Source organism: Bradyrhizobium sp. Ai1a-2, from assembly GCF_000426245.1.
In the GTDB taxonomy this organism is placed as follows: domain Bacteria; phylum Pseudomonadota; class Alphaproteobacteria; order Rhizobiales; family Xanthobacteraceae; genus Bradyrhizobium.
Genome location: NZ_AUEZ01000047.1, coordinates 14,534 through 27,973, shown reverse-complemented (window position 1 = coordinate 27,973; position 13,440 = coordinate 14,534). Strand labels below are relative to the sequence as shown.

Below are 13,440 nucleotides of genomic sequence, written 5' to 3'. Positions count from 1 at the left end.
GGGCGCGACCCGTTGGCTCGCAATGACGATGTGGGCAGCGATCAGCTCACGCGCTTCCAGGTCTGGCCGCCGCAGAACATGCCGCCGAAGGCGCAGCCCTGGACGCGCAGTGCGTTCACGCCCTTCATCGCGATCGTCGAGTCGTAGTTGCGGCCGCTGTCGGGATCATGGATGCGGCCGGTCCACTTCGCGCCTTCCGGCTTCATGTTGATCAGGATCCTTTCGCCGGTGTTCACGGCGTAGCCGCAGAGGTTCTGGCCGCATTGCTCGATGCGAACGTTGCCCTTGTTCTCTTCGGTGGCCCAGATGCCGATCGGCGTTGTCGGTGCCGGCGCGGCGGCAACTGGAGCGGGCGCGGCCGGGACGGGAGCCGGAGCGGGGACGGGCGTCGGCTGGTCGAACCCGACGGAATGCGATGGCGCGGCGGTCGCGACAGTGGTGTTCGGCGCGGTAGTCGTCGTTGCAGCTGGCGTGGTCGGCACAGGCGCAGGAGCCGCCACCTGGACTGGAGCGCGGGCGGGCGCAGGCGTCGAGCCGGCGACGTCCTCATCATCGCCCTTACTGGAGCCAAGACCCTTGAGGTCGATGTTGCCGAGAGAGCCCTTGAAGCCCGGGGCGGTGATCTTGATGCAGGACAGCGAGTCGCAATTGCGCGGCGCTTCGATGTGGATGCGTTCGCCGTTGAGCTGGAAGGTGACGCCGTTGCCGGCATGGGCGGCGGTGGTGGCCATCAGCAGCGCGGCGATCGTAACGAGCTTCTTCATGAGAGCCTCCTCGGGCGGCGTAAACGGTGAGCCGAACGTGTCCGCACCCTATGTGCTGCGATGACAAGGCTCTGTGACTGATGTCACAGAGTCGTCCGGGCACCCATCGGGCGTTGCATTGGTCACTCTCATCACAGCCGCGCGAGGAGGCCGATCGCGGCGCTACCGAAACGACGCGGTCGGTGGGCACCGTCGCATTACCGACAGTTCATGTTCGGCGTGCCAAACGCATGGCAGGCTTCATGCCTCGCCATCTTCTGTCCGATCGTGCATGTGGCAGTATGTCGCGGATTCTGGAAATGCGCAGCCTGGTCGCGCGCCGAGCTGGCGACAGCGCATGCATTGATAACCAAGAAAAGTGCCCGACCCCGATCTCTCCCAGACACTGACCTTCCGCTGCCCCGCCGAATTGGAGGGCGTGTTGCCACCGCCGATCCGAGCCGGCCTTGGGTTGCCGGACTGGCTTCGGACGATGCCGGCGCAGGCGTTCAACGCGATCAACCTGCGCGAAGAAAACACCGTCAAGCGCTGTCCGCCCTTTGTCGACGCCATGACATCAGGCTTCCTGATCCCGCTGATGTGCGATCTCAAATTCGAGAACGGCGAGATCACCTGGGACAACGAGCTGCCGCCGGGCGGCTCGGCCAGCTTCACGCGTTCGCCGATCGGCTTTCATGATGCCAGCCAGGTGACCGGGACGCCCTTGTTCGAGGCCGATCGCTTCCTGATCAAATTCCACAATCTATGGACGATCGAAGCGCCTGAGGGCTATGCGGTGCTGTTCACGCATCCCTTCAATCGCCCCGACCTGCCATTCACCACGCTAACGGGCCTCGTTGATTGCGACCGCTATCACGACAACTGGATTCACTTTCCTGCCTATTGGCACGACGTGAATTTCTGCGGCGTGCTGCCGAAGGGCACGCCGATCGCGCAATGCATTCCGATCAAGCGCGAGAGCTGGACGGCGCGCATCGTGCCGTTCACCGCCGAGGAGACGCAGCGGGCGCACGACCTCACCAACCGCATCGGTGGCGAACCCGGCCTCTACCGACGTGAGTTTCGCGCGTGAGATCGCGCGCCCATTCCCCTGGAATGCCAGGCTCGCACCTTGCGATTGCGAGATCAGGGCAAGCGAACTACCGATAGAGTTGCGCCACTAACATCTCGCGCGAGCCATTCTGCCGCGGTAGCCGAATCTGCTTGGCGCTGGACTTGTCAACGCTGGATCAATCTGCTCAGTATGACCGAAATTGTGCTGTGCAACAGATGCCGGCGCCAGAGTCGACACGCAAGCGAGGAAACGAAAAATGCTCAAACTAACGAGGGTCATCGCCGTGGCCCTGCCGATGCTCAGTGGTGCTGCCTACGCACAGGAGACCGTCAAGATCGGCTACATCGATCCTCTCTCCGGAGGTGGCGCCAGTGTTGGTGAAGGCGGGCTGAAGACATTCCAGTATCTGGCCGATGAGTTGAACGCCAAGGGCGGTATTCTCGGCCATAAAGTCGAGATCATACCGCTCGACAATAAGACCAATCCGCAGGAAAGCCTGATCCAGGCCCAGAAGGCGATCGATGCAGGCGCCCATTACATCACCCAGGGCAACGGCTCCTCGGTCGGCGCGGCATTGGAGGACTTCGTTACCAAGCACAACACGCGCAACCCCGGCAAGGAAGTGCTCTACTTCAACTACGCCGCGGTCGATCCGAGCATGACCAACGAGAAGTGCAGCTTCTGGCACTTCCGCTGGGATGCCAACTCCGACATCAAGATGGAAGCGCTCACCAACTACATGAAGGGCAACGCGGCCATCAAGAAAGTCTACCTGATCAACCAGGACTATTCGTTCGGCCAGTCGGTGCGGACTCAGGCACGCAAGATGCTGGGAGAGAAGCGGCCCGACGTCCAGATCGTCGGCGACGAACTGCACCCGCTGCTCAAGATCACCGACTTCTCGCCCTATATCGCCAAGATCAAGGCGTCAGGCGCCGATAGCGTGGTCACCGGCAATTGGGGACAGGATTTCGCGCTGCTGCTCAAGGCTGCCGCCGACGCCGGGCTCAAGGTCAACTGGTACACCTACTACGCCGGCGGCGCCGGCGGCCCGACCGCGATCAAGCAGACCGGTCTCGATCATCAGGTATTCCAGATCAGCGAAGGCATCCCGAACTCGGACAACCCGGCGGCAATGGAATTCGAGAAGGCGTTCCGCGCCAAGGTCGGCCTGTCGCTCTGGTATCCGCGCGCGGTGAACGAGATGCGCATGTTCAAGGCCGCCGCTGAAAAAGCCAACTCGATCGATCCGGTGAAGGTCGCCGCCGCGCTCGAGGACCTGAAGTTCGACGTTCTCGATGGCGGCAGCGGCGTGATGCGCAAGGACGATCATCAGTTCTTCCAGCCGATCTATATCTCCTCGTTCGGTGCCCGCAGCGAGAAGGAGCCGTTCGACGAGGAGAACACCGGCTGGGGCTGGCGTATGGTGGCAAAGATCGACACGCCACAGACCATGCTGCCGACCACCTGCAAGATGACGCGGCCATGATGCGCGCGGCGTCTGTCCCGGTCCGGATATCCGGAGCGGGACGGACGTTAGCGTCACCGGCTGTTGCTGCGAAATGCATCTGCGGGACCGCTGCGCTCCCTCTCCCGCTTGCGGGGGAGGGCTGGGGTGGGGGTGTCTCCGCGATTCACACTGTCCGACCGTGGGGAGAGAGCCCCCACCCGGCGCTGGCGCGCCGACCTCCCCCGCAAGCGGGAGAGGTAAGAATCTAAGAGCATCGCGCTCTAATGGATGAACCGTGCTTGAGTTGATCGTAATTTCTACGCTCAATGGCGTCCTGTTCGGGATGCTGTTGTTCCTGTTGTCCAGCGGACTGACCGTGATCTTCAGCATGATGGGCGTGCTGAATTTCGCCCACGCCAGTTTTTACATGCTGGGCGCGTTCTTCGGCTACCAGCTCACGAAGTGGATCGGATTCTGGCCTGCGCTGGTGCTGGCGCCGCTGCTTGTGGGCGCGGTCGGCATGGCGGTCGAGCGTTACGGACTGCGCAACACCCACAAGCACGGACATGTCGCCGAATTGCTTCTGACGTTCGGACTCGCTTTCGCCATCGAGGAAATCGTCTCGATGATCTGGGGCAAGAGCCCGGTGGACTATCGGGTGCCGGCGGCGCTCGATTTTCCGGCCTTCACGATTTTCTCCACCAACTATCCCGCCTACAAGATTTTCATGCTGGCGATCTCGGTGTTGATCTTCATCGCGCTGTTGATTGTGCTCAAGCGCACCCGGGTGGGACTCATCGTGGAGGCTGCGCTGACGCACCCCCACATGGTCGGGCATCTCGGCCATAATGTCGGGCAGGTGTTCATGCTGGTGTTCGGCGTCGGCAGCGCGCTGGCCGGTCTCGCCGGCGTCATCGCGGGTCCCGCGCTGGTGACGCAATCCGACATGGCCGCCTTGCTCGGCCCTATCCTCTTCGTCGTCATCGTATTCGGCGGGCTTGGTTCTCTGCCGGGCGCATTCATCGCTTCGCTCTTCATCGGGCTGGTGCAGACCTTCGCGGTCGCGCTGAACGGCTCGCTCGCCAGCACATTCGGGCCGCTGGATCCGAGCATCGGGCCCTCGGTCCTCAGCGATATCTGGAATGTCACGATCGCCCAGATCGCGCCGGTTCTGCCCTATGTGCTGCTGGTGGTGATCCTGATCGTCCGTCCCATGGGCCTTCTCGGGACGCGCGAAACATGACCAGCACCGTCACCTCCGCGTCCGATATCGCCGCGAAGTCGTCCGGCCAGAACCTGCGCTTCTATGGGCTGTGGGTGGTCGCCGCGATCGCACTCGTCGCCTTGCCCCTGATCTTCTCCTCGGGCGGCTCGCTCACCTCGTTCAGCCTGATCGGCATCGCGATCATCTTCGCGTTGTCCTATAACATCCTGCTTGGCGAGACCGGGCTGCTGTCGTTCGGCCATGCGGTTCATTACGGCCTCGGCGGCTTTGCCGCCGTCCATGTCATGAATGCGGTCACCGCGCACGGCTGGCTGATCCCGCTGCCCGTGATCCCGCTGCTCGGCGGCCTCGGCGGGCTTGCTCTCGCGCTCCTGATCGGCTGGGTCATGACCCGGCGCGCCGGCACGGTGTTCGCGATGATCTCGCTCGGCATCGGCGAACTGGTCGCATCCTCCTCGCTGATCCTGCGCAGCGTGTTCGGTGGCGAATCCGGAATCAGCACCGACCGCACGGCGCTGCCACATATCTTCGGCTGGACCTTCGGGCCGCAAATCCAGGTCTATTATCTGATCGCGTTCTGGGTGCTGGTCTCGGCGATCGCGATGTACGCGCTCACCCGCACGCCGCTGGGGCGCATCTGCAACGCGGTCCGCGACAACCCCGGGCGGGTCGAGTTCATCGGCTACGATCCTCACGTCGTCCGCTATCTCGCCTACTGCTTTGCCGGCTTCTTTGCCGGCATCGCGGGTGGTCTCGCCGCCATCAATTTCGAGATCGCGAACTCCGCCTATCTCGGCGCGGTGCAGTCAGGCATGGTGCTGTTCGCGACTTTCATCGGCGGCGCCTCCTACTTCTTCGGTCCGATCCTGGGTGCCATCCTCGTGACCTATCTGCAACTCGGGCTGACCAGCGTGACCAGCGTGTGGCAGCTCTATTTCGGCGTCATCTTCATCGGCATCGTGATGTTCGCCCCGGGCGGCATTGCCGGCCTGCTGATGATGCACCGGCCGCTGATCCGCGCCAGGACGCTGGGCATGGTGATCCCATCCTATCTGGTCGCAGCGCTGCCGACGCTGGCGCTGGCCTGCGGTGTCATCCTGTCGATCGAGACCGTGGCGCGCTACACGGTCACCGGCGGCGAGGGCAACATCGTCAAGCTGCTCGGGATCCCCTTCAACACCACCGCGCCCACCACCTGGGCCATAGCGGCCGTGCTGGTGGTCGGCGGCTTCATCGTTGCCCGCATCACCTGGCGGCGCATCGCCGAGGCCTGGGACCGTGCCGCCGGCATCGCCCGTGACCGGGGGTATCTCGCGTGACTCAAGCCATCGAAGTTCGTGCCGTCGAAAAGCGCTTCGGCAATGTGAGCATCATCCAGGACCTGAATCTGAGCGTCGCGCAGGGTGAGCGCCACGCCATCATCGGGCCCAACGGCGCCGGCAAGTCCACGACATTCAACCTGATCAGCGGGTATCTCAGCCCGAGCTCGGGTGAGATCCGGCTGAATGGCGATGTGATCTCGGGACTGCGCCCGTTCGAGATCAATCGGCGCGGCCTGTCGCGCTCGTTCCAGGTGACCAACGTATTCGCCCGTATGACGGTGTGGGAGAATGTCCGCTGCGCCGTGCTCTGGGCTACCGGCCACCGCTATGCGTTCTGGAAGAACGTGGACGGCCTGCCGGAGGTGCGGCGGCGCACCGCCGAGATCCTGGAGGATATTCACCTGAGCCACCGCCGCGACGTGCCGGCGGGACTTCTCACTTACGCCGAACAGCGCGAACTCGAGATCGGCATCACCATCGCAGGCGGCGCCAATGTCATCATACTGGACGAGCCGACCGCGGGCATGAGCCACGCGGAAACCGAGCGCGCCGTCGCCCTGATTCGTCGCCTCACCGAGGGGCGCACGCTCGTGATCGTCGAACACGACATGAGCGTGGTGTTCGGCCTTGCCGACCGCATCTCGGTCCTGGTCTACGGCCACATCATCGCCTCCGGCACGCCCGAGGAGATCCGGGCCGACCCGAAGGTCAAGGAAGCCTATCTCGGCGAAGAGGCGCACTGATGCTCGAAGTCAGGGATCTGCACGCCTATTACGGCAAGAGCCACATCCTCCAGGGAGTCGACCTTTCGATCTCCGCCGGCGAAGTGGTGAGCCTGCTTGGCCGCAACGGCGTCGGCCGCTCCACCACCGTCAAGGCGATCATGGGCGAGGTGCCGCCCCAGGGCACCATCCGCTTCAAGGGGCAGGACATCGCCGGGCTGCCGAGCCACAAGATCGCCCGCCTGGGGCTAGGTTATGTGCCCGAGCATCGCGATATCTTCCCCGGGCTGACGGTCCGTCAGAATCTCCTGCTCGGCATCAAGAACACGCGCCGGCCCGGCAAATGGCGGCTGCAGGACATGCTTGACATGTTCCCCAACCTTGCGGCACGCGCCGATACGCCCGCCGGCGTGCTGTCTGGCGGCGAAAAGCAGATGCTGACCACCTGCCGGACGCTGATGGGAGATCCCGAACTCATCATGATCGATGAGCCCACGGAAGGATTGGCCCCGCTGATCGTGCACCAGGTGGGCGACCTGATCGCGCATATCGCGAAGGCGGGCGTGGCGATCCTGCTGGTCGAGCAGAAGCTGTCCATCGCGCTTCGGATTTCACATCGAGTTTACATCATGGGCCATGGCCGCATCGTGTTCGAAGGCACGCCCGACGAACTCAAGGCCAACGAGGCCATCCGCAAGGAATGGCTCGAAGTTTAGAGGCCCGAGAGGTCCCCTGTGTGTCATATCTGTCGCACTGTGGACCTATTCCTTGAATGGGTCCATCTGCCGCACTGTGGTCGCATTCCGACGTTCATGGTCGGAGGGAGCATAGGTGATCGCCTTGTTCCGTCTAAGTTGGGGAGAAGAAGTACCGTGAAGAAAATCGTGATTGCAGTTGGGGTGACCCTTGTGATGGTGACTGCCGCCAGCGCGGCCGATCTGCCGCGCCGGGAGCCCGTGCCCGCCTATCCGGCGGCTCCGGTCGGCAAGATGCCGATTGGCAAGAGCCCGGTCGGGAAGGCGCCCATCGGCAAGACGCCCCTCGTAGCGCCGCGTTACTGACCGATACTGACTCGGCTCTCGCCGAATCTGAGCTTTATCGTTGACGGTGTAAGGGGGCAAAGCGTGGCAAACAGCCTGATGAGATCAGGACGATACCTACTCGCGGGATTGACGCTCGCGGTTTTGCTCCCGGCCATCGTCCAGTCGGCTTCCGCTCAGGAAGCTGGCGCTCGCACCCGTTTGGAGCGTGTCGTTTCCCAGAATCGGGAGGTGAACAAGCGCATCGCCAATGCGAATGCGCTTGTCTCCAATGACACGGCCGTTGAGTCGCAGCCGGCGCCACGGTCGACCCGAAAGTCGGCGTCGACGTCGGCACCCGCAAAGGGTCCGTACTACGTCGATTTCAGAGCCAGAACCGCGGCGAGCTGGGGACACGCTTTCGTCTGGTACGGTAAGACAAGCGAGCAGGCGGTTAACGTCGCGGGCCTCACCCCTGCGGGAGACACTGCTGCCTATGTGATCGGTCATATGACGTTGGTGCCGTCCGAGACTGGGGCTAGCTATGGGGATCTCGATCCGGAGTACCTGACCGCCAACTATCGCGTTTATTTGAATGAGGCGGACGCACAGCGCGTTTTCGCGTACATCAAGAAGCTTCAGGCAAATTCACCAGTCTGGAACGCCGAAACGTTCAATTGCACCGGGTTTATCGGCGAGATCGCGAGCTTCATGGGATTGAAGGTTCCTCACCGCTGGCAGCGGCCTGAGGAGTACGTCAACAATCTCAAGGCGATGAATGGCGGGCGGCAGATCGTCCGTCTGTCGCCGGAAGAGTAGCGCGCGTTGGTCGTCGGCGTTACGCCGAGGCCGAACGGTTCTTGATCGCTCCGACGATGGCCGTGAGGATCGCGCCACCTGCGCCGCCACCGACCACCTGGGCAATGATTGACCCAATGTCGAAATTGCCGCTCTGGATCGATGTGGCGATCGCCGGCCACACCAGAGTGATGATCTGACCGAGAACACCGCCGCCGACGAGGCCGGCAATCGTGTTGCCCAGCGTGCCCAAATCAAAGTTCGGGGACGCCTTTCCCACCGCGTTTCCGCCGAGTGCACCCGCTACCAGATTGATAAGAATCTGCTCCACGAAATCCTCCCCTTAAGTGCCGCGTAGAACGACTTTTAGTTGTTCAGATGCAGAGCTAGAGCGCTTTCGAGCGAAGTGGATGCCCGTTCGCGTAAAGGAAACGCGTCAAAAGACAAATCCGGAGCTCGGTTCTGATTCAAGCAGAACCGGAGCCTTTGCGCTTAGCCCTGGCGCCTAACCTCGGCGCCTAAGCGGTGCGGCCCCTGATCGCCCGCCACAGGAAGATGATGATGCAGGCGCCGATGAATCCGGCGATCAAGTAACCGATCCATCCGCCGAGCGCGACGCCAAACAGGCTGAGCAGCCAATTTGCCAACGCAGCGCCGACGATACCAAGGATGATGTTCATCAGAATGCCGGTGCCGGACTTCATGAACATCTCGGCAAACCAGCCTGCCAAACCACCAATTACGATTGCAGCAATCCAGCCAATCTCCGCTTCGGGCATCTGGATACTCCCCGTGATTGTACGGGAATACTATCACAACGTCGCGCCGATTCGCTGGTACAAACGTATGTGCGTTGCACAGGAGCGGTGGACATCTTGCCGACCGTCCGGCCAGCAGCGAACCTAGAACCTCGCCCGTGCCAGCACGCGGAACGTGCGACCCTGACCCGGCGAGATGTTGTTGTTGCCATCGGCGGTCGCCCAGTAGCCGGTGTTGAAGATGTTCTCGACATTGAGCTGGGCGCTCCATGTCTCGTCGATCTTTGCAAACAGGCCCGCATCAAAACGCCAGAAGCCCGGGAGCCGCACGGTGTCGTCGGACGAGGCAAAGGAATCCGAGAAGTAAATGATGCCGAGAGAAGCAGCCCATCGCTGATCGATCTGATACTTGTTCCACCACGCGAACTGATTGAAGGGCACGAGCTGAACGCGATTGCCGGGCACGATCGTCGGCGACGTCGCGCTGGTGATGCGCGCGTCGGTATAAGCGTAGCCAAAGACTGTTTGCCAATCAGGTGTTACGTAACCCGTGACCGCCGTCTCGAAGCCGCGGATCTGGTTGGCGCCGCTGGGGAAGAAGAAGCCCGGATTGTTGGGATCGGCAATCGGCACATTCGTACGGTTGAGCTCATAGATGGCCGCCGTGAACAGAAGCTTGGGCTGGATGTTCCATTTGACCCCAACCTCGGTGTTCTCGAATTTCTGCGGCTGCAGGATCAGCGTCCCCGGGCTCAGCGCGCTGAACTGGTCTCCAGACGCGGGCAAAAACGAGGTGCTGTAGGCGGTGTAGACGGAAAGGTTGTCGAGCGGCTTCACGATGATCGCGACGCGCGGAGAGACCTTCTCATCGACCCTGCTGCGGTTGATGTTGGTATTGAAATCGAACGCCGACAGATCAAAGCTGTCGTAGCGGGCGCCGAGGAAGAATTGCAGCCAGCGGGTCGCCTCGATCTGGTCCTGCACATAGCCTGAGGCGATATTCAGCCGGTATTTGCTGTTGGCATCGCTCGGAAGGTGGGTGAACAGCACTGGTCCGAAATAGGTCGGGTTGAACGGATTGACGACATCGAAAGCCCTGTTCCCGTTGTCGGGGAAGATGCCGGAGTCGCGCCTGGACAAGCCGGTCTCTCGACCGAATTCTGTGCCGAACGCGACCGTATGAAGGACCGGTCCCGTCGCGGTCTTGTACACGAAGTCAGTTTGGTTGAAGACGTTCTCGCGGGGGGTATCGTTCTGGTACGCGTTGAGCGACACCTGCGTGAGATCCGGCGTCACCGCGCCGCCGCCTGGACCGCCGCCCGTGCCGCCGGGATAGACGTTGCGATAGCCACGGTTGTAGTCGGCATAGAGCGTGGAATTCTTTGCCGTCAGTCCGTTGCCGAAATCGTGCTCGATCACGGCCATGCCGGTCTGCACGTCGACCCTTGCCTGGTTGTAAATTGGGCTGCCGTAGAACGTCGTCAGATCGCCATTGGGCGCGAACGGTGCCGTCGGGTTGAAGCGCGTGGCGCCGCCTGGAAGACCGAGCGACGGGTTACCGCGATCCGCGAGGCGCTCATCGTGGTAATATTCGTAGCTCAGCTTGATTTTTGTGTCGTCGGTCGGCTTCAGCGTCACGGTGGGATTGAAACCGTATCGCTCGAAGTGACCATAGTCGCGGAACGTATTGCTGTTCTCGTAGAAGGTGTTCAGCCGCACCGCGACGTTCTCGTTCACGGCCTGTCCCGCATCGAGCGACACGCGCCTGTCGTTGTAGGAACCGGTCTGCGCCGTCGCTTGGTAAATTCTCGTGCCGTCCGCTTCCTTCAGTGTTCGGTTCACGAGACCACCGCCGGCGCCGCGTCCGAAGGTCAATGCGCTCGGCCCCTTCAGCACCTCGACGCTCTGGGCGTTGTAGAGGTCGCGGAAATACTGCACGTCATCGCGGAAGCCGTTGACGAAAAAGTTCGCGCTGGAGTCCACGCCGCGAATGACAAGCTCGTCGCGATTGCCTTCGCCCTGGTGGATGGCCACGCCGGGAACGTAGCGCGTCACATCGGTCAGGGTCTGAAAGCCCTGGTCCTGGATGAACTCCTTGGTCAGGACGCTGACGGACTGCGGGATGTCGATCAGAGGTGTGTTCGTCTTCGTGGCGACCGACGCGCTGTTGGCATAGACGCCGACCGTTCCCGTCTGCGCGGCCTGGCTCGGGCCGAAACTGGGCGCCGCGGGCGGGCTTGCGGCCGGGGCTGTTTCATTTCGGCGTGCGGCCTGGGTCCGCCGCGCCCGTCCCGCGTTCGTGGACGTGCGCGTAGCCGGCGGCGCTGGACGTCGTCGCGTCTCTGGCGGGTTGACTGTGACCGCGGGCAGAGAAGATGCACCCCCTTGGCTCGGTGCTGTCTGCGCTTGTGCGTCCGTTTCCCCGATGGACAGGCACAGCGCGACATAGCTTGCCGAGGCAAATAGGCGAAGGCTCGCCTGTGATACTCTCATCATTTTTTTCTGTGCCCCAAGAACGTTGTTGGCCGCGCGCCTCGAGGCGCGCGGCGACCAACACTTGAACACGATGAGAGCGGTGCAATTCCACCTCTGAAATTTTGAATAGTTCGAATTTGCTCTGGCAGGGGGAGAGCGAAGGGAAATCAGTATTGATTGGAATTATTCTAAGAAGCAGCTGTGTCTTGCGCATCACAGGCTGCCTGAAATCGCCTTCTGGTCCAAACCAACCGCGTTGAGGAAGGCAGAGCAAGTGTGCTCTGCCTTCCTGCCTACTCAGTGATCTTCACGTACCCTGCCTGGACGAGCTGCGTGAGGCGCGCCATGGCATCCGTATTGACCCTGATGTCGGGCAAGAGATCGGCGTTGCCCCAGTTATGAGCGCGCGCGGTCGCGCCGCATAGCTCGATCTGAACGCCGCGCTTCTGAAGGTCGGCGACGAGCTCCTTGTAGGGATTTCCGGTCGCGATGTTCCGGTCGGTGTTGTACGCACCGTCATGCAACGTGACGTGACCGGCGTTGGTGTGAAACACAGCGATCACTTCGGACCGGGCATTCCAATCCGCGATGTCACCCTTGATAAGCTGCATGTGGAAGATCGATGCCGGAAGGTCTCCCTCGAACTGCAGGGCGCCGATACTGAATACGATCTTCACATCCGACAGCTTTACGGGGATGTCGATGTGAAGCGGCTTTTCGAGCGCGGACATGTCAAGGCTCCTACCGGGTTTGGGCTTGCCGTGCTTCCAGGGAAGCCAAGCGTGCTAGCAATGGTCCTGGCGCTGAGGGATATCAGACGCCCTCGTAGACCAGCCTGGTGAACAAGGCCGGCGTGATCAGGAACTGGCCCCATTTCGCGTCGAACTGCTCGGTTGGCTTGGCTGCGATGGTCTCATCGAGCGAGCGGCCCGAACGCTTGAGCGTTGTGACCTTCTCCCTGATGGAGACGAGCATATCGCGATAGCCGATCAACTCGTCCTTGTTGCTCACGGCGCTGGCTTGGCCCGGCATGTTGTGGCCGGGAATGACGATGGTCTCGCCGCTGGTGGCGGCGATGTTCTGCTCGGTCGCCCGGATCATCCCGTCGATGTTGCCACCGGTCGAATAGTCGATGAACGGATAGAAGCCGTTCCAATAGGTGTCTCCGCAATGGAGGATATCAGCCTCAGCGAAGCGGACCGAGATGTCGCTGTCCGTATGCGCGGGGCTATAGTGCTTCAGATCGAGGGTGGAGCGATTGAGGCTGAGGCGTTTTTCCGAAGCGAACACCTCGGTCGGCACCGCGGCCAAGGGCGGCGAAGGAAAATTGTAGTCCCAGTCCTCAACCCTCTGGGCAGTCAGCAAATGCTTATGCGTGTTCTCGTGCGCCAGAATGGCAGCGCCTTCCTCGTTTAGCCACTGATTGCCGTCCGTATGGTCGAAGTGCCAGTGGGTGTTGATCAGGTGCTTGATCGGATCGCGGCTAAGGCTGTTGACCGCCTCCAGGATGCGCGGCCGTGTCGGGGTAATGCCGGCATCGACGAACAGCTTGCCGTCGTCGCCGGTGAGAACCGCGATATTACCGCCGGAGCCTTCGAGCACCGTCACATTGCCACGCAGCTTGTGGACCTGGAGGGGCATCGTCGCGGCGGCGTCGCGGATCGTATCGACGATGTTGCGTGACTCGGCGTAGGCCTCATCAGGCTTCAGCCAACCACGGTTGGTTGCGAAGGCGGTGGCGACGACGGCGCAGCAGGTGCAGAAGCCGCGGCGTGACAGCGGGGTACGCAAGGGCATCGGAGATTCCTCATGTATTGGATGGGCTTTCAAGGTGGCGCGATTACATCGGCGTA

At 61.9% G+C, this 13,440-nt stretch carries 14 protein-coding genes; 8 read left to right on the top strand and 6 right to left on the bottom strand.

The annotated features are described in order from the left end of the window. Positions 1 to 41: 41 nt before the first annotated feature. Positions 42 to 764 carry a DUF2147 domain-containing protein gene (locus K288_RS0126415; RefSeq protein ID WP_027582280.1) on the bottom strand — a complete coding sequence of 241 codons (723 nt, stop codon included), beginning with the start codon at positions 762 to 764 and terminating at the stop codon, positions 42 to 44. A 358-nt stretch (positions 765 to 1,122) separates the two neighbouring features. Here K288_RS0126415 and K288_RS0126410 point away from each other — a divergent pair, with 358 nt between their 5' ends. The 8 genes from K288_RS0126410 to K288_RS0126375 all read left to right on the top strand — a co-directional run bounded on the left by K288_RS0126410 (position 1,123) and on the right by K288_RS0126375 (position 8,375). Continuing rightward, complete coding sequence (locus K288_RS0126410) at positions 1,123 to 1,836, top strand: hypothetical protein (protein ID WP_027582279.1); 714 nt, start codon at positions 1,123 to 1,125, stop codon at positions 1,834 to 1,836. Positions 1,837 to 2,074: 238 nt separating this feature from the next. Beyond that, positions 2,075 to 3,307, top strand: a complete 1,233-nt coding sequence (locus K288_RS0126405) for a branched-chain amino acid ABC transporter substrate-binding protein (RefSeq protein ID WP_027582278.1) — start codon at positions 2,075 to 2,077, stop codon at positions 3,305 to 3,307. A gap of 256 nt (positions 3,308 to 3,563) precedes the next feature. Further along, positions 3,564 to 4,511 (top strand): branched-chain amino acid ABC transporter permease, encoded by a 948-nt coding sequence (locus K288_RS0126400; RefSeq protein ID WP_027582277.1) that lies wholly within the window; start codon positions 3,564 to 3,566, stop codon positions 4,509 to 4,511. Beyond that, the gene (locus K288_RS0126395; protein ID WP_027582276.1) at positions 4,508 to 5,812 is read left to right on the top strand and encodes a branched-chain amino acid ABC transporter permease; all 1,305 of its coding nucleotides are present in this window, start codon (positions 4,508 to 4,510) and stop codon (positions 5,810 to 5,812) included. Before K288_RS0126400 ends, K288_RS0126395 begins: the two co-directional genes overlap by 4 nt. Next, a complete protein-coding gene (locus K288_RS0126390; RefSeq protein WP_027582275.1) occupies positions 5,809 to 6,558 on the top strand; it encodes an ABC transporter ATP-binding protein in 750 nt (249 codons plus the stop codon). The genes K288_RS0126395 and K288_RS0126390 overlap by 4 nt, the downstream gene beginning before the upstream one ends. Then, positions 6,558 to 7,253, top strand: a complete 696-nt coding sequence (locus tag K288_RS0126385; protein WP_027582274.1) for an ABC transporter ATP-binding protein — start codon at positions 6,558 to 6,560, stop codon at positions 7,251 to 7,253. The genes K288_RS0126390 and K288_RS0126385 overlap by 1 nt, the downstream gene beginning before the upstream one ends. Before the next feature lie 156 nt (positions 7,254 to 7,409). Further along, entirely contained in the window at positions 7,410 to 7,598 is a 189-nt protein-coding gene (locus tag K288_RS0126380; RefSeq protein ID WP_027582273.1) for a hypothetical protein, read from the top strand. Between the two features lie 78 nt (positions 7,599 to 7,676). After that, positions 7,677 to 8,375 carry a hypothetical protein gene (locus K288_RS0126375; protein WP_043160762.1) on the top strand — a complete coding sequence of 233 codons (699 nt, stop codon included), beginning with the start codon at positions 7,677 to 7,679 and terminating at the stop codon, positions 8,373 to 8,375. Positions 8,376 to 8,394: 19 nt separating this feature from the next. On the opposite strand, the gene K288_RS0126370 is transcribed toward K288_RS0126375, so the two are convergent. From K288_RS0126370 to K288_RS0126350, 5 genes are all read right to left on the bottom strand, one after another. Then, positions 8,395 to 8,685 (bottom strand): hypothetical protein, encoded by a 291-nt coding sequence (locus K288_RS0126370; RefSeq protein WP_027582271.1) that lies wholly within the window; start codon positions 8,683 to 8,685, stop codon positions 8,395 to 8,397. A gap of 187 nt (positions 8,686 to 8,872) precedes the next feature. Further along, positions 8,873 to 9,133, bottom strand: coding sequence for a GlsB/YeaQ/YmgE family stress response membrane protein (locus K288_RS0126365; RefSeq protein WP_027582270.1), 261 nt, complete (start codon positions 9,131 to 9,133; stop codon positions 8,873 to 8,875). A 123-nt stretch (positions 9,134 to 9,256) separates the two neighbouring features. Further along, positions 9,257 to 11,605, bottom strand: a complete 2,349-nt coding sequence (locus tag K288_RS0126360) for a TonB-dependent siderophore receptor (RefSeq protein WP_027582269.1) — start codon at positions 11,603 to 11,605, stop codon at positions 9,257 to 9,259. Positions 11,606 to 11,880: 275 nt separating this feature from the next. Further along, positions 11,881 to 12,318 (bottom strand): DsrE family protein, encoded by a 438-nt coding sequence (locus tag K288_RS0126355; RefSeq protein ID WP_027582268.1) that lies wholly within the window; start codon positions 12,316 to 12,318, stop codon positions 11,881 to 11,883. Positions 12,319 to 12,400: 82 nt separating this feature from the next. Beyond that, the gene (locus K288_RS0126350; protein WP_027582267.1) at positions 12,401 to 13,384 is read right to left on the bottom strand and encodes an MBL fold metallo-hydrolase; all 984 of its coding nucleotides are present in this window, start codon (positions 13,382 to 13,384) and stop codon (positions 12,401 to 12,403) included. Between the last annotated feature and the right edge of the window lie 56 nt (positions 13,385 to 13,440).